The following is a 15,779-nucleotide window of genomic DNA, read 5'->3' on the forward strand; positions in this document are numbered from 1 at the left end:
TCAGCGCTGGCCCTGGTACATGAAGCCGCTGTCGTTCAGGCCGAACTTGAACCTGCGGTTCATCTCGATGATTTCGGCACCGGCCAGCAGCACGGGACCGTAACCGTGCGCGGCGCGCACGCTGACGGGGCGGTAATAGTAGAAGGCCGGGTCGAAGGCCATGCCGGTACCCACGCAGATGCCTTCGATCTCGCCCTTCGGATTGACCTTGCCGGCCACGGCGTTCCACGCCAGGTTGGCCATGGGGCCGTACATTTCCTTGTCCAGGTAGCCGCGATTGACGGCGCGGGCGATGGCGTAGGTGTAGATGGCGCTGGCCGACGTTTCCAGGTAGGAGTCGTTGCGGTCGATCAGCTGGTGCCACAGGCCGTCCTTGTCCTGGAATCTGGCCAGGCCCCGCGCATGGGCGCGCAGCTGGTCTTCCACCGCCTTGTAGCCCTTGTGGTTCTTCGGCAGTACTTCCAGCACTTCCACCATCGCCATGATGGCCCAGCCGTTGGCGCGGGCCCAGTGCAGTTCCGGATGGTCGCGCATGCCTTCGACATAGCCGTGCATGTAGATGCCCAGCGCGGGATTGAACATCCGCTTCGAGAACTGCAGTACCTGGCGCACGGCGTCGTCGTAATACCTGGCCTGGCCCTTGTCCTTGCCCAGCAGGGCAATGGTGGGCACGCCCATGAACAGGTCGTCCAGCCACAGGGTGTCCTGCAGGGGGCGCATCTTGTTGCCGCCCTTGCCGTCCGGGCCACCGCGGGCCAGGGTGCCGTCCTTCAGGCGGTATTCCTTTTCCGTCACGAAGCTGCCGCAGATGTCGACCATCTGGCCGTAGTCCACTGTCGAGCCGGCGTTTTTCGCCTTCAGGAAGCTCATGCACAGCGCACCGGCATCGTCCAGAGCATGGGGATTGAGGAAGCTCTTGATTGGCGCCTGGGCGTTGGCGGGATCGGCCTTCACGCCGGGGTAGTACAGGCGTGTCAGGTCGGCCAGCAGCTGGTGGCGCTTGATGGTGTAGTCGGTGTAACGGCGGTCGCCCGTGGCGGCGCCGGCGGCCAGCATGCCCGCATAGGTCACGCCCCATTCGTAGCTGGTCAGGCGGAAGTCGCCCGGTTTCAGCACGGCGTCCGGATCGGCCTTGTCCAGCCGCGCGATCGGCGCGCCGCTGCTCTTGCTGATGATTTCGGCCGGGGTGGTGGCATCGAGGTAGCCGAACACCCGGTCCAGCACGGCCTTGACCTGGGCCGCGTCCATCGCGCGGTAGGGATTTTGGTAAGTCACTTCCAGCGCGTGCAGCATGGCGTCCTTGGCCGCCGGGCCTTTCTCCTGCGGCGGCGGGGCTTCCTGCGCCATCGTGGACAAAGGCAGCATGCACGCCACCAGGACACCGGCCAGCAGCGGCGCGGTCTTCAATCTGAACGGGGTCTTCTTCACTTGAACAATCATCTCCATGGTTGGCTGGGCACCGCGCGTGTTCGCAAACGTCTGGAACTACAGTAACGGAACTCGCAGCGGGCCGCAATGCGGCCCGGGCGCCAATCATGGATTGCTCGTATTGTTGATTGAAGGCGGCGCTTGAAGTGGCCAGCCGCGGCCAACCGCGGCCAGCAAAAAGGGCAGCCTGCGCTGCCCTTCGATGACTCGCTTGCGAGAACGCGTTACATCGGTCCGTTGAAGCCGCCGGGGCCGGGACCGCCGGGGCCGCCCGGGCCGCGTGGCCGGAAGCCCTGACCCTCGTCACCCTTCTGGCCCTGCGTGCCGCCGAAGCGGTAGCTCAGGCCCAGGTAGGCGATGCGGCCCTGGGCACGGCGGATGCTGCGTTCGTTCAGCAGGTCCGTCTCCGTGATGGTCTCGATCTTGTTGCGGTCAAAAACATCCGTCACGTTCAACACCAGGGCCAGCGCCGGCGTCAGCGCGCGCCGGTACGTCAGGTTCAAGGTCGCATTCGGCTCGCGGTAGCCCTGGCCCGTCAGCTGCTTGCCCTGCGCCTGCACGGCCGCCTGGATCGTGTCGGTCGGCGTGGCCTGCCAGTTCACGCGGAACTGCCCGCTCAGCGACGACGCCGTGCGCCGGGTTTGCCCGCCGTCCGTATCGACCTGGGTCTGTTCCGTGCGTGCCAGGTTGCCGTTGGCGTTGACCGTCAGGGTCGGCAGCACCTTGCCCGACACGGTGAATTCCAGGCCGCCCGCGCGGTTCGTGCCCAGGTTGTCGCGGGTGGTCAGCAGCACCGTATCGCTGATGAAGTACTTGCGTTCCAGGATGGCGTCGCGCTCCTTGCGGAAGTACCCGCGCAGGTTGGTCTCCACCTTGCCGAAGCGGGTTTCGTAGCCGACTTCGATGGAGTCGGTCTGCGTCGGCTTCAGCTTCGGATTGCCCGACGAGACGTTGAATTCGTCGCGGTAGATCACGTAGGGATTCAGGTCGCCCGCATTCGGCCGGCGGATGCGGTGCGAATACGAGAAGCGCAGATTGGTGTCGTCTGACACCTTATAAGTGGCGAAGGCGCTGGGGATGACGTTGGTGTAGCTGTTGCCCGCCTCGACGCCGCTGGTCAGCTGGGCAATGTCCAGGTCCGTGTGCTCGACCCGCAGGCCGCCCAGCACGCCCCACCGTTCGTTCAGGCGCAGCTGGTAGGAGCCGTAGCCGGCCACCACCATCTCGCGCAGCCGGTAGCTGTTGCTGCGCGCGGGATTGACGCTCTCGCCGAACGAGAACGGGTCGATATTGGTGTACAGCGTGTCGCTGGTGCTGCTGTTGCGGGCCACCTTGTAGCCCACCTTCAGCACGCCGTGGCTGTCCGGGCGTTCGTAGTCGCCCGTCAGGTCGACGATGCGGCTGCCGCTGCCGTTGTCCTGGCGGCTCAGCGGGTCGCGCCCGCTGCCCATGCTGTAGACGTTGGCGAAGTTGTTGGTCGACTCGTTGGTGGACGAGGACACGCGCAGGTCCGTCTTCAGCGTTTCACCCGGCAGCGTGCCCTTGTGGTCCCAGCGCGCGCCCCAGCCGGTATTGATGCTGCTGCCTTCGCGCCGTGTGTCGCGCACGTAATCCTCGGTCGGCAGGCCGGCTTCGTCTTCCGTGCGATAACGGTCCGTGCCGCGCTGGTCGTTGCTGCGGCGGTGGTAGCTGACGCTGGCCGCCAGCGTGTCGTTCTCGCCCAGGTTGTACGTGACGGTGCCGTTCAGGCCACCCATGTCGTTCAGGCCCTCGGAACGCGATTGCTGGGTGCTGTGGCTGCGCTCCCCCGTCGGCGAGATGCGGTCGCGCACGGTGTCGGCGGTGGAATTGCGGCCGTCGTGGCGCACGTTGACGCCGCCCTGGAAGCCCCAGCGGCCTTCGTTGTACGTGCCGAAGGCGGAGCTGTTGTAGCGGCCCGCCGTGCCGGCGTTGGCGTTCACGGTGCCGAAGCCGCCGGGTTTGCGCGAGCGGCGCATCACCAGGTTCAGGATCGGGCCGCCGCCGCCTTCGTTGCCGAACTGCGCGCCGGGGTTGTTGATCACTTCCACCGTCTCGATGTCGTCGGCCGGAATCGACTGCAGCGCCGCGCCCCGGTTCTCGCCCTGCATCATGGCCGACGGCTTGCCGTCCACGAGGATCTGCACATTGCTGCTGCCGCGCAGGGTCACGGCACCATCGGGGTCGACGGCGACGGAAGGCACGTTGTTCAGCGCATCGGCCGCCGAGCTGTTGCTGCTGGAAGCATCGGCCTTGACGTCATAGGCCTGCCGGTCGATGCGATTGGTGGGCCGCTCGCCGGCCACCGTGACGGAGCCGGCCAGCGGCGCTTCGTCCGGCTTGACGGTGGTGACGGGAGCCGGCGTGGTGGCTGGCGCTGGGGCGGGAGCGGTGCGGGCCGGCGTGGTGGAATCGGTCTGCTGCGCCTGGGCGGCGCCTTGCCAGATCAGCGCTGGCGCCAGCAATGCCAGGGCCGCGCGGCGGCGGTATCGGGTGTTGTGCGTGGTAGTCATGGTGCGCCGATTGTACCGTGCGGCTCCGGGCCTGCCATCGGCGCATGTGTAACGCAATGTTTAGGAGGAAGGCGCGGCACGCAGCTGGTCCAGCAGGGCGGGCGGCACGGCGATCACGGTGCCGTGGCGCATACGCAGCGGCGTGCCTTCGTCCGGGAAGTGCATGCGGTCCGACACGTCTTCCCACGTCCGCATGTCGCGCGAACGCAGCGCGCCGTAGCGCTTAGCCGTGTAGGCGTCGTAGTAGACGATGACGTCCTGGCCCGCCTGGATCGCAGTGGGGCCTTCCACCCACAGTCCCGGCGCCGTGATCGGTGGGCTCAATGCACCGAACGGGCCGCGCAGGTCCGGCGCCTCGGCCAGCTGCAGGTACTTGCGGGGCGGGTGGCGCGTTTCGTCCTTCACCAGCAGCCAGCTTCTTCCGTGGGCGCGCACGAAGGTGGCGTCGATGACGGAGAAACCCGGGTCGTAGAACAGCCGCGTCGGCGCGAAGGCCTTGAAGTCCTTCGTCGTCGTGTAGTACATGCGGTGGTTGTATTTTTCTTCCGAAGAACCCGCCGTCTGCGTGAACTTGCCCGGCACCGTGGACGCCCAGAAGACGAGGAATTCACCGCGCGCCTCGTCGTACACGATTTCCGGCGCCCACGCGTTCAGCACACCCGGCTCGTGCGCCATGACGGGCAGTTCCCGCTGAGGCGACCAGTGCACCAGGTCGCGCGAGGAGGCGTAGCCGATATTGTTCTCGTTCCAGCCGGTGGTCCACACCATGTGATAGGTGCCGTCCGGGCCCCGCACGATGCACGGATCGCGCATCAGCCTGGCCTTGCCCACCTGCGGCGCCAGGTAGCTGCGGCCCTGGCCCAGCTTTTCCCACCGGTAGCCATCGACGCTGGCGGCCAGGTGCAGGCCATCCTCGCCGTTATTCGTGAAGTAGGCGAACAGCCACGCATCGGCGGCGCGGCAGGGCGCCAGCGCGCCCAGCAGCAGGGTTGCGGCCAGCAGCAGGTTTGAGACCAGCAAGGACTGGCTCATCGATTGGCCTCGTCGCCCAGCGGGCGCTCGTTGGTATGGTTCGGGCTGGGCGGCACGGCGAAGGCGGCGACCGGATCGGGGCGGCCTGGCTCGTAGGCGAAGCCGTCGATGGCGTGGGCGGCTGCGGCCAGTCCGGCAGTGCGCATGCCGGCGACGACGGCCTTGGCCAGCTGGTAGCTGCCGTAATTGTTGTGATGGGTATTGTCGATCCGGCCAGGCGCCGGCTGCGCGAACGCCGCTTTCGAACCTTCCGGCCCAAGCGCTTCATACAGCGGCTTGCTCATCGCATTCAGGTCGATGAACGGCGCTTGCAGGGCCTGCGCCGCTTCGCGCGCGGCGCGGGCATAGTCGGCCAGCGAACCTGTCACCTTGCCGTCCGCGCCAAAGGCGCGCCGCTCCATCGGCGAGACCAGCACGGCCACGCCGCCACGGGCGCGGATCGCCGCGACGTGCGTGCCGATCTCGGCCTGGTAGGTGGTGAACGGGCCGCCCAGGCCCTGTTTGACCTGCTTCTGGTCGTTGTGCCCGAACTGCATCAGCACCGTGTCGCCCGGTCGCAGGACGGACAGGATCTTGTCGAGCCGGCGCCGGGCCAGCGAGTCGCGGTAGGTTTCGCCCGATTCGCCGTGGTTGGCCACGGCGATGGCTGGCTTGAAGAAGCGGGGCAGCATCTGGCCCCAGCTGGCATACGGCTCGTTCGGCTGGTCGCAGACGGTGGAGTCGCCCAGCAGGAACAGGGTCGGCACCCGTGCCGGCCGGATCTCGATGGTGCGCACGGCGCCGTGCACTTCGAGCGTCAAGCGCCGGTCCCAGTTCCACGCTTCCTGCACCGTCTCGCGCGGCGCCTTCAGGTCCACCGCACCGGCGGCGACGCCATCGACGGCGGCGATGCGCGGCGTGCGCGTGTTGACGACGAAGGTGCGCGTGACGGTCTCGCCGGGGGCGGCCGGAACGTTCTCCAGCATCAGCCGGCGCAGCTCGGCCTTGACCGTGGTGCGCGTGGCGCGGCGCGCGTCGCCCATCGTCACGACGACTTCATGGTTGCCTTCGGGGACATCGACGGAGAAGAAAAAAGGTTTCGCGCCCATGTCGGGGGAGTGATGGCTGTCCCGCGCGGCATCCGCCGGCGCCGGGGTGCCGGGCTCGAAACCGAAACCGCGGGCGCCGCTGTAGGCCATGTCCGGCCGTACTGCGGTGTAGCCTGGCGTGGCGCCGTGGAAGTCGAAGCGCCACGCCTCGGCCGCGCCGGCGAGGGAGCAGAAGGTGATCAACGTCAGCGCGGCGGAAAGGAGTCGGGTCATGGGGTGTCGGTAGTTGTTGCTTCAAAAATGGGGTCTGTCCCCATTTTTGAAGCAACTATACTGTCAGCGGGGCCGGATCGGCGCCTGCACCACCGGCTTCATGCCTTCGCCCAGGTGGAAGCTGGGGTGGGGCGGCTGGTTGTAGCCGGCGTTCTGGCCTGCCACCTGTACGCGGTACTGCGGGTCGTGCATCAGGGTGGGAATGCGGTATGGCGTCGGCGCCGTCGTGCTGAAGACCAGCAGCGCCGTGTTGTCGGCCGTGCGCAGCACGACTTCCTCGCGCCAGTCGCCCAGCAGGTCGGCCGACAGCACGGGCGTGGCCTTGGTGCCGTTATTGGATGCGCCGCCCCACGTGGCCGCCTCGAGGATGCGGTTGAACGTCGACGTGGCCGGGTCCCATTTGTCCACGCCCGTGCCGTCGAGCGACTCGCGCAGCAGGTCGCCGTCCCACCATGCGGCGAAGTTGATCCGGTTCGGGCGCGTGGCGGAGATCTGCTGGCCGGCGGCGCTCATCAGGCCGCCGGCCGAGGCCCAGCATTCCTCGCCGGGCCAGGCCGGATCGATATCCATGCAGACGCCGCGGCCGACGTCGCGGCCGTTGCCCGGCACGCTCCACAGCAGCTTGCCGGTGGCGGCATCGTGCATGCCCGATCCCGCCGTGCCGTAGCAGGCCGGGCTCTCGTGCACCATGTAGATCTGCTGGCCATCCCGCGACGGATCGAGCTTGCCGACGTGGAGGGCGTCGCCGTGGCACAGGTTGGTGCTGTACAGCAGGTGGCCGTCGCTGCCGATGGTGGCGGCGCCGTAGACGATGTCGTCGCGCCCGTCGCTGTCGACATCGGCCACGGAGAACCAGTGGGCGCCCTGGCCGCGCGCCTGCTCGCCTTCCACGTTCGTGTCGAACACCCAGCGGCTGCTCAAGACGCCGTCGCGCCAGTCCCACGCTGCCACCACGGCTCGCGTGTAGTAGCCGCGCGAGAAGACAGCGCTGGGGCGGCTGCCGTCCAGGTAGGCCACGCCGCCGAGGAAGCGGTCGACGCGGTTGCCGTAGCCGTCGCCCCAGGAGGACACGACGCCACGGGCCGGCAGGTAGTTGGTAGTGGCCAGTGCCTTGCCCGTGCGGCCGTCGAATACGGTCAGGAATTCCGGGCCGTCCAGCACATAGCCGGCACTGTTGCGGTAGTCCGCCGCCGCGTCGCCGATGACGGTGCCGCGCCCGTCGACGGTGCCGTCGGCCGTCTTCGCCATCACTTCGGCACGGCCATTGCCGTCGAAGTCGTAGGCCAGGAAGGTGGTGTAATGGGCACCGGCGCGGATATTGCGCCCCAGGTCGATGCGCCACAGGCGCTTGCCGGACAGTTCATAGGCGTCCAGGTAGGTGTTGCCCGTGTAGCCGGACTGGGAATTGTCCTTGCCGTTGGTGGGTTGCCATTTGACGACCAGCTCATACTTGCCGTCGCCATCGAGATCGGCGGCCGAGCCGTCATTGATCTCGTAGGTATAGGCCACGCCATCGGGCGTGGTGCCGCCGGCCGGCGCCTGCACCGGTACGCGCAGCACCGTTTCGCTCCACGGCGTGCCGGTGAAGGCCTTGTCCTTTTCCTTGCCCTGTTCGACCGTGCGCACCAGGTATTGCGATGCCGTGGTGCCGCCCGCGTCGATGAAGTTGCTGGCCTCCAGCGGCGCCGCGTTCAGCTTGACGCCGTCGCGGTAGACGTTGAAGCGCGTGTCCGCCGCATCGGTGCCGAGCACGCGCCAGCCGACGAACACGCCGCTGCCGGCGGCAATGGCGACGACGCCACGATCGAGTTTCTCGACCTGCTTTTGCAGCGGTGCGGCCAGCGCCGGCTGGCCGAATGCAAACGAGGACGCGAGTGAAGCGGCAAGTGAAACAGCAAGTGAGACGGCAAGTGAGACGGCAAGGGGCGGCAGGGCAAGGCGGGCAGGGCGTGGAGCGGGGGGTCTGGTCATGTTCTCACCAATCCTTGGGAAGTACGATGTGGGAGCGGTCGGCAGCCTGGATGTCGCGCAGGCCGGACAGGGCCATCGACACATCCAGTTCCTTGCGCATGATGTCCAGCGCCAGCGCGACGCCGGGTTTGCCCATCGCCCCCAGGCCGTAGATATAGCTGCGGCCCGCCATCACGCCGCGCGCGCCCATCGCGCACGCCTTCAGGATGTCCTGGCCACTGCGAATACCGCCGTCCATCCAGATCTCGACGCGGTCGTCACCGACCGCATCGATGACCTGGGGCAGGGCGCGGATGGAACTGATGGCGCCGTCGAGCTGACGGCCGCCGTGGTTGCTGACGACGATGGCGTCGGCGCCGGTCCTGGCGGCCAGGCGCGCGTCGTCCGCATCGAGAATCCCTTTCAGTATCAGCTTGCCGTCCCACTGGTCGCGGATCCACGCCACGTCGTCCCATGACAATGTCGGGTCGAACTGCTGGCCGACCCAGGCCATCAATGTGGACAGGCCTTGCGCGCCCTTGACGTGGCCATCGAGGTTGCCGAAGGTCTTGCGCTTGCCCAGCAGGACGCTGGCGCACCACGACGGCTTGCGCAGCATGTCGGCCAGGTTCGACCAGGTGGGGCGGGGCGGCACGGTCAGGCCGTTGCGCAGGTCCGCATGGCGCTGGCCGAGGATCTGCAGGTCCAGGGTCAGCACCAGCGCCGAACAACGGGCCGCCTTGGCGCGGGCGATCAGGTCGGCCGCGAAGCCGCGATCGCGCATCACGTACAGCTGGAACCAGAACGGCTTCTTGGTGGCGGCGGCCACGTCCTCGATCGAGCAGATGCTCATCGTCGTCAACGTGAACGGCACGCCGAATTCCTCGGCGGCCTGCGCGGCCAGGATTTCGCCGTCGCCGTAGTTCAGGCCCGTCAGCCCGACCGGCGCCAGCGCCAGCGGCATGCGCGCCGTCTCGCCAGCCATCGTCGTGGCCGTGCTGCGGTCGGCGACGTTGACGGCCACGCGCTGGCGCAAATGGATCGCATCGAGGTCGCTGCGGTTGGCCCGCATCGTGCGCTCCGTGTACGAACCCGAATCGACATAGCCGAAGATGGCCTTCGCCACGCGCTTCTTCGCCTGGCGGCGCAGGTCTTCGATCTCGGTGATGACTGCCATGGTCTCCTGCCTGTTGTTGTGCTGTCTGGATGGCATCCGAGTATCGGCAGTCGCCATGGCAGTGTCAACGGCAGGGGCCATACAATCACGATCATGAGCGGCGCAGGGGCCTGCCGGTGGGGCAGCGGCGTGGCGCCGCCGGCGTACGGCGCTTACAGGAACAGGTACCAGTACAGTGCCACGTCACCGCTGACATCCTCGCCGAGCTGGCTGTACAGATAGCGGTCGGAGCCGCCCAGCACGAAGCCGTAACGGACATAGAAGCGGCAGGCCGGCACGTTGGACGACTGCGTTTCGAGCCGTATGGCCCGAAGGTCCCGGCTCTTCGCCCACGCCACCGCTTCATCCATCAGGCGCCTGCCGATGCCCGCGCCGCGGTAAGGGCGCGAGACGGCAATGTCGTCGATGCTTGCGCAGCCATTCCATGCCGGCGTGGCCAGCAGGTAGCCCGCGAGACGGTCGCCATCCCTCGCCGCGAGCAGCAAGCGGCTTGAATCGGCATCCGGTTCGGACAACGATTCGTCGACACCGTAGGCCTTGGTCCGCGCTGTCACCGCGACCACGCCCGGCAGGCCCGGGCCGTCGAATGGGCCGACAGCTTCCAGCTCGATGACAAAGGAGAAGTCGGCCAACGCCAACGCCTCCCGCCCGATGGATTCCACCCGCTCGATGTGCATCCGGTTTCCTTCGATGTAGCTTTGAATGAGCGGGATTGTCGCAGACGCTCGATCGGGCGCGTAAAGGTCGAGGTTGGACAACCTGACCGGGCGGGAAGGGGCGCTCGCTGCGACGGGAGCCCAGGCGCGGCGAGCCGGCGCTACCGTTCGCCAGGCAATGCGGGTTCGACATATAGTTGGCGAACAATGCCAGGGTAGCCGTTGGCAATTGACCGCTGACAAGTTCGAGGGAGCGATGGCCGATTCGTTTGAAGGGCACAGTTTTTCACGCATGGTCGAGAAGGTGTCGGACTATGCGATTTTCCTGCTGGACCGCGATGGCGCTATCCAGACCTGGAATCCCGCAGCCGAAGCCATGAAGGGGTACCTGAAGCATGAGGCGGTCGGCCGCAATTTCAGCATGCTGTACACGCAAGAGGATCAGCAGCGCAATCATCCCCGGCACAATCTCGACGATGCAGCCGCACATGGGACCTTCCAGGAGTCCGCATGGCGACAACGCAAGGATGGCTCCCTGTTCTGGGCACTGGTCGAGGTCATCGCAATCCGCGACGACAACGGCGAGCTGGAAGGATTCTGCAAGCTCACGCGCGACCTGACCAACCTGAAGCAGCTGCAGGAGACCCTGGCGGCGGAAAAGGAGCGTGCCGAATTGACGCTCGGCTCGATCGCGGACGGGGTTGTATCCGTCAACGGTGCCGGACTGGTCGAGTACGTCAACCGCCAGGCCCAGCGTTTCACGGGCTGGTCACAGGAAGAGGCCAAGGGTTTGCCGGTTGACCGTGTGTTCGATATCGTCAGCCCGGGCGACTACAGTGCCGAAGAAACCAGGTTGGCGCAAGCGGAAATGAGCGGCAAGCCGCCCCGCACGACGCGGATTCTCCGGGCACGCGACGGTACGCGGCATGTCATTGAAGCGCGCCAGTCCGAAATTGCGGGCAAGGACGGGGAAGCCGGTGGCATGGTCATCGTGTTCCACGACGTGGGCGAGAGGCAGGGCATGGAAAAGCCTTGCGCGACGCGGACCGCCGCAAGGACGAGTTCCTGGCAATGCTTGCACACGAATTGCGCAACCCCCTGGCGCCGGTCAGCGCCGCCGCCGAGCTGCTGTCGCTGGGCAAGCTCGGCCCCGAGTCGGCAAAGAAGGCCAGCCAGGTCATCATCCGGCAGGTCAAGCACATGACGGCGCTGGTCGATGACCTGCTGGACGTGTCGCGTGTGTCGCGCGGCCAGATTACCCTGGAGATGGCATCGCTCGACATGAAGGTCGTGGTCGCGCACGCCATCGAGCAGGTTCGCCCCCTGCTCGAAAGCCGTCGGCATACCTTGGGGATCACGCTGGCGCCCACCAGGGCATACGTCCGGGGCGACGAAAAACGCCTGATCCAGGTGGTGGCCAACCTTCTCAACAATGCGGCCAAGTACACGCCGCCGGGTGGAACGGTGAATGTCCGGATGTCCGTTACCGACAGCGTGATCTGCCTTGAAGTCAGCGACAACGGTATCGGCATCGAACCGGCCGTGCAGAAATTTGTCTTTGATTTGTTCGAACAGGTGCATACGACATCGGACCGGACTCTGGGCGGGTTAGGCATCGGCCTGGCATTGGTGCGCAGCCTCGCTCATCTGCACGGAGGCAGCGTGACGTGTGAAAGCGGCGGTCTCGGCCAGGGCAGCCGCTTCCGGCTGTGCATGCCGGCCCTGGCGCAGGACGAATTCTTGACCGAGCGGCGCAGTGTCCTGCGTCCGGTCGACCTGCCGGTGGCGAGCGCCAGCCTGTCCGTCCTGGTGGTTGACGACAATCAGGACGCAGCAGAAATGCTGCAATTCTTCCTCGGCACGGCAGGACACCGGGTCACGCTGGCCACCACGGCAAGCACCGCGCGCGAGGCCGTCAGCTCTGCGCCCTTCGACGTGTGCATTCTCGATATCGGCCTGCCTGATGGCAACGGTAACGAGCTCGCCGTGGACATTCGACAGATGACGATACCGTCGCCCATGCTCATCGCACTGAGCGGGTTCGGCATGACACGGGACCGGGACCAGGCGGCCGTGGCCGGCTTCGACCATTATTTTGTCAAGCCTGTCGATCTGGATGCGTTGTCGGCGGCAGTCGAGGGGGCCGGTCTGCAGAGTCGGCCGACGTGACGGGTTTGCCGGAATAGTTGTTCTCTGCCGGATTGCGCAGGCATCGTCAGGCAGCGCATGAACTGTGGGCACCCTGCCGGTGGCACCGGCGGACGGGCAGGTCGTTCGCCCACCTCGACGTCATCATCCATCGGCTTGTGCGGCCAGTTATGTCCATCATGTAAGGGTGAGCGAGTCCGCTAAATGTAAGCGAATTCGTGCATTCCTGACCCCGACATAAGATGCAATTTGATGCAATCGAAAGAACTTGATATCCCGTGAGGCGAAAGCACCGCTACAAATAAGCAGTATGCTTCTCCCAAAGAAGTTATCATAGTACTTTTAAAACAAGGAGTTTAAGATGGTCATCGATACGCGTGTCGTCGCAGCGCTGCTTGCGTTTGGAACATTGTCGGACGTCATGGCGCAAGACGACACAGTTCATTCAGTCACGCAGACGCGACCGAGGCTGTATGCAACTCCTGCGGACTTGAAATTGCTGACGGATCGGTTCAATGTGACTTTACCGCCAAGCGGCACAATCACGTTTAATGTATCCGCTGCACGAAAAGTTGATGGCGATCCTACGGACGGAACGATTTTTGGTCCGCATCTGGGGGCAGACAACGTAATAAACATCAAGCAGCTCGACCAGACCGATAGTGAAAATCCTGTAAAGGTGACATTGCAGATTGTCGTGAAAGGCAAGCAGTGCAACAGCGCGGTTACTAGCATCACCCTTGACCAAGACACGCCCAAACCCGTCAAGGTCACTTACACCGGTAGTTCGGTCAGCGTGAACGATAAGTCGCTCAGCTGGAATACAGCTTGTCCCTTCACACCAGGTACCCAGCTCTACAATGCGGGCTACACACGTAGCAACACGGTCGTTACTGGCCTGACAGTCATTAACAATTCCGATGGTACGGAATGGCGTCGGGACAAGTTCGATTACGAGCTGGGGGTAGCGAGGCGGAATTTCCTGTCGGCGGCAAATCTTACCGTCGATAGGATAAATACTTGTAGTTTGCAAGAAAGCGCTCGGGACGAAGTTTGCAAGGTGGCAACAAATAGCCGCACAATTACTCTCACGACAGCCAAAAATTTGGCGCTGGCTTTTCAGTTGACCCGATCGTCGACTTATGCTGACGCGGCATTAAAGTTCGCGAACCTCATAATGAGCGTTGGGTTGGCGGATGGACTCGAGTTTGCAATGAGTGCGAGGGTTGGGGCCCTGGGTGTTCTTTATGATTGGATTGACGGTCGTGATGACAAGCAAAATATTGCTTTTACTGAGAATGTCAAAGCTTCCATTCGAGGAAAAATAGTTGAGACAATAAAGAAGGATGTGCCTGAACTACCAGCTGGTGGAGAAAAAGACGACGACCTTATTGAGATGATCTGCGGTAGTGGTAACCTCAAAAGCTCTGAGGACGAACTAGACTGTCATACAACGCCTTCCCTGGAGAGAAAGTATATCAGCGGCCATGAAGCGAGTGCGCAGGCAAGCGTCGCCCTCGGTTTATTGGCGATCAGCGAAGACGGTGGAGGTCAGAAGCCGGACGTGATGCCATTATTGCGGCGTATATACGAACAACAGACCAACGGCATCAATGCAGCGAGAGAATACATCTCCGCCGACGGGGGGCACCACACCTTGTTCGCATATGGCGCCATTGCTGGCGAGCTTATCGAGCGTATGTTGATGTGGCGTCGGGCATACACGCCAGCTATCGCAACGACCAAGTACGAATCTAAAGTCGCATTGCCCTACATCTATGGCCTGCGCGGAGATGGAACGTTCCCGGCAAGAGGCGATACACAGGGCACTTTCGACGTAAAGGGCGCCAACGTCGGGTACATGGTGTTAGCTGCCGCGACAGCTGTCACAGATGAAGACCCTGAGGCGGCTAAAGTCGCTGATCAAGCCGGAAATTTTCTTTTGAATCAAGTATACCGAAAGCGTGGTTATGGGAGCGGCCAGCTCCTGTGGGACACTTTATATTTCCCAAGCGCCCGCGACCTCCAGACGAATACTGGAACTCCGCCGGGTGTCATTGCGTTTAAACCGTCCGGCATGGCGTTCATGAGAGATCGGTGGGACGATCAAACCACGCTTCTGGACTTCAAGTCGACTGCATTCATCAGCGAGAACCACCAGCATTTGGATCAGAACAGCTTTTCGCTGCATTACAAGGCTCCTTTATTGGTCGATTCCGGTCAATATGATAGTTATGGATCAGATCATTGGAATAACTACTATCAGCGGTCGATAGCCCACAATACGGTCGTGGTACTCGGCCAGCCTTCGCGATTTGGTGAGGAATTGAGTGATGATGGCGGTCAGTGGTATGGCGAACGCCAAAAATACCCGACCTTGCCAGAGATCGAGCTTGGAGGGGCGAATGCGCTGCACGGTATTACCGCGATGGATTATGGTGACGATTTCTTCTATGTTGCCGGTGATGCGAGCAAGGCTTATTCAAGGAACATTGAATCGACTGGTGGATTTGTCCGTAGTATCGTTTATCTACGCCGTTACACAAGTCCCCCGGTAATCGTTATTTTTGATGCAGTCAGAGCAGCCGCAACCACCACAAATGTTCTCGCTACGTCCTTGCTACACATGGTCGGCAAGCCTGAGGGTGACAAAAATACCTTGCCAGAATCCGGCAGCCGCTTTACGTTCGAGCGAGGTGCCAAAAACTTTACCGTTAGAAACGGTGAAGGTATGGTGACGGTACAGCAAGTGTTGCCAGAGGAATCGATTGTAAAATTGTCCGGCGGTAAAAACACCGGTCAAATTTGCAAGCAATACGCTCCGTCCACGACCAGCAAAACAATCGACGGGCCAGATTGCCGATTTCTCGCCCCCAGCACGATTGGCTCCGAGTTGTGGAACTATCCGCCGAGCACATCGAAATCAGATATGTCTCCGACTGCGGCAGATATCGGTGCATGGCGTTTAGAAATTAGCGCGCGCAGTCTTCCGTCGGCAGCTCAGTATTTCCTGAATGTTCTCAATGTTTCTAATAATGACGGGGCGAGTAGGGGAGTCGCTGATATCCCTGGCGCCGATACTGTTTCGAAGGTGCTGAAAGGTCCAGACACGCGCGGTGTGCAGATCGGTACGAGTCTGCAAATTCTATTCAACGGCGGTAAAGCGGCCAGTACGCAGTTTCGCTGGGAAGCTACAGAGTTTAGTGGAAGACGAATCTTCGTCGGATTGCTCAAGGACTACGGCTATAGCCTAAGCAAGGTTGGCGAACAGTGTGTACTCATGCCGGGCAATCCGGGCACGTTCAGATCTTCCGATAACGGGGTCCTGTTGCTGAGCAATAACTTTGCATCCGAGATGTGCCAGGGGACGCAAATCGTGCGAGCGGGCATGTGAACCTTGGAAGTGGAGCGAAAGCGAGCGCAGCAGATGCAAGCGCCCCACGTCGCTCCAATGGCTGGCGGGGCAAAAGCGCGATTCATCGTTCTTCCCTGCGACCGTGAGGTCCTCCATTGATAGGCCGGATTGCATGGCCTGGAGTGGTCCGCTTCGCAAGCC

10 protein-coding genes are annotated in these 15,779 nt (G+C 63.5%); 3 read left to right on the plus strand and 7 right to left on the minus strand.

Annotation, left to right across the window (positions count from 1 at the left end):
• From GM672_RS03200 to GM672_RS03230, 7 genes are all read right to left on the minus strand, one after another.
• On the minus strand, window positions 1–1,428 hold the full coding sequence (locus GM672_RS03200) for a glycoside hydrolase family 88/105 protein (protein ID WP_229427743.1): 1,428 nt from the start codon (window positions 1,426–1,428) through the stop codon (window positions 1–3).
• Between the two features lie 224 nt (window positions 1,429–1,652).
• On the minus strand, window positions 1,653–3,959 hold the full coding sequence (locus tag GM672_RS03205) for an outer membrane beta-barrel family protein (RefSeq protein WP_155469080.1): 2,307 nt from the start codon (window positions 3,957–3,959) through the stop codon (window positions 1,653–1,655).
• A gap of 60 nt (window positions 3,960–4,019) precedes the next feature.
• Complete coding sequence (locus GM672_RS03210; RefSeq protein WP_155469081.1) at window positions 4,020–4,991, minus strand: glycoside hydrolase family 43 protein; 972 nt, start codon at window positions 4,989–4,991, stop codon at window positions 4,020–4,022.
• Complete coding sequence (locus GM672_RS03215; RefSeq protein WP_155469082.1) at window positions 4,988–6,292, minus strand: rhamnogalacturonan acetylesterase; 1,305 nt, start codon at window positions 6,290–6,292, stop codon at window positions 4,988–4,990. Before GM672_RS03215 ends, GM672_RS03210 begins: the two co-directional genes overlap by 4 nt.
• 63 nt (window positions 6,293–6,355) lie before the next feature.
• The gene (locus GM672_RS03220) at window positions 6,356–8,263 is read right to left on the minus strand and encodes a rhamnogalacturonan lyase (protein WP_170299906.1); all 1,908 of its coding nucleotides are present in this window, start codon (window positions 8,261–8,263) and stop codon (window positions 6,356–6,358) included.
• Between the two features lie 4 nt (window positions 8,264–8,267).
• Window positions 8,268–9,419, minus strand: coding sequence for an alpha-hydroxy acid oxidase (locus tag GM672_RS03225; RefSeq protein ID WP_155469083.1), 1,152 nt, complete (start codon window positions 9,417–9,419; stop codon window positions 8,268–8,270).
• Window positions 9,420–9,571: 152 nt separating this feature from the next.
• Entirely contained in the window at window positions 9,572–10,096 is a 525-nt protein-coding gene (locus GM672_RS03230; protein ID WP_155469084.1) for a GNAT family N-acetyltransferase, read from the minus strand.
• 235 nt (window positions 10,097–10,331) lie between these two features.
• On the opposite strand from GM672_RS03230, the gene GM672_RS28870 reads away from it, so the two are divergent.
• The 3 genes from GM672_RS28870 to GM672_RS03245 all read left to right on the plus strand — a co-directional run bounded on the left by GM672_RS28870 (window position 10,332) and on the right by GM672_RS03245 (window position 15,617).
• Window positions 10,332–11,279: a PAS domain-containing protein gene (locus GM672_RS28870; RefSeq protein ID WP_188916023.1), complete on the plus strand. Its 948-nt coding sequence runs from the start codon at window positions 10,332–10,334 to the stop codon at window positions 11,277–11,279.
• Window positions 11,162–12,244: a hybrid sensor histidine kinase/response regulator gene (locus tag GM672_RS29105; RefSeq protein WP_229417535.1), complete on the plus strand. Its 1,083-nt coding sequence runs from the start codon at window positions 11,162–11,164 to the stop codon at window positions 12,242–12,244. Before GM672_RS28870 ends, GM672_RS29105 begins: the two co-directional genes overlap by 118 nt.
• Window positions 12,245–12,584: 340 nt before the next feature.
• Entirely contained in the window at window positions 12,585–15,617 is a 3,033-nt protein-coding gene (locus GM672_RS03245; RefSeq protein WP_155469087.1) for a heparinase II/III domain-containing protein, read from the plus strand.
• Window positions 15,618–15,779 lie beyond the last annotated feature (162 nt).

It is taken from the genome of Pseudoduganella buxea, from assembly GCF_009720835.1.
GTDB classification, from domain to species: domain Bacteria; phylum Pseudomonadota; class Gammaproteobacteria; order Burkholderiales; family Burkholderiaceae_D; genus Rugamonas; species Rugamonas buxea.

Coding starts and splice junctions, on each gene's coding strand:
- GM672_RS03205 (WP_155469080.1), bottom strand. CDS start 3,959: ATGACTACCACGCACAACACCCGATACCGCCGCCGCGCGGCCCTGGCA.
- GM672_RS03210 (WP_155469081.1), bottom strand. CDS start 4,991: ATGAGCCAGTCCTTGCTGGTCTCAAACCTGCTGCTGGCCGCAACCCTG.
- GM672_RS03215 (WP_155469082.1), bottom strand. CDS start 6,292: ATGACCCGACTCCTTTCCGCCGCGCTGACGTTGATCACCTTCTGCTCC.
- GM672_RS03220 (WP_170299906.1), bottom strand. CDS start 8,263: ATGACCAGACCCCCCGCTCCACGCCCTGCCCGCCTTGCCCTGCCGCCC.
- GM672_RS03225 (WP_155469083.1), bottom strand. CDS start 9,419: ATGGCAGTCATCACCGAGATCGAAGACCTGCGCCGCCAGGCGAAGAAG.
- GM672_RS03230 (WP_155469084.1), bottom strand. CDS start 10,096: ATGCACATCGAGCGGGTGGAATCCATCGGGCGGGAGGCGTTGGCGTTG.
- GM672_RS28870 (WP_188916023.1), top strand. CDS start 10,332: ATGGCCGATTCGTTTGAAGGGCACAGTTTTTCACGCATGGTCGAGAAG.
- GM672_RS03245 (WP_155469087.1), top strand. CDS start 12,585: ATGGTCATCGATACGCGTGTCGTCGCAGCGCTGCTTGCGTTTGGAACA.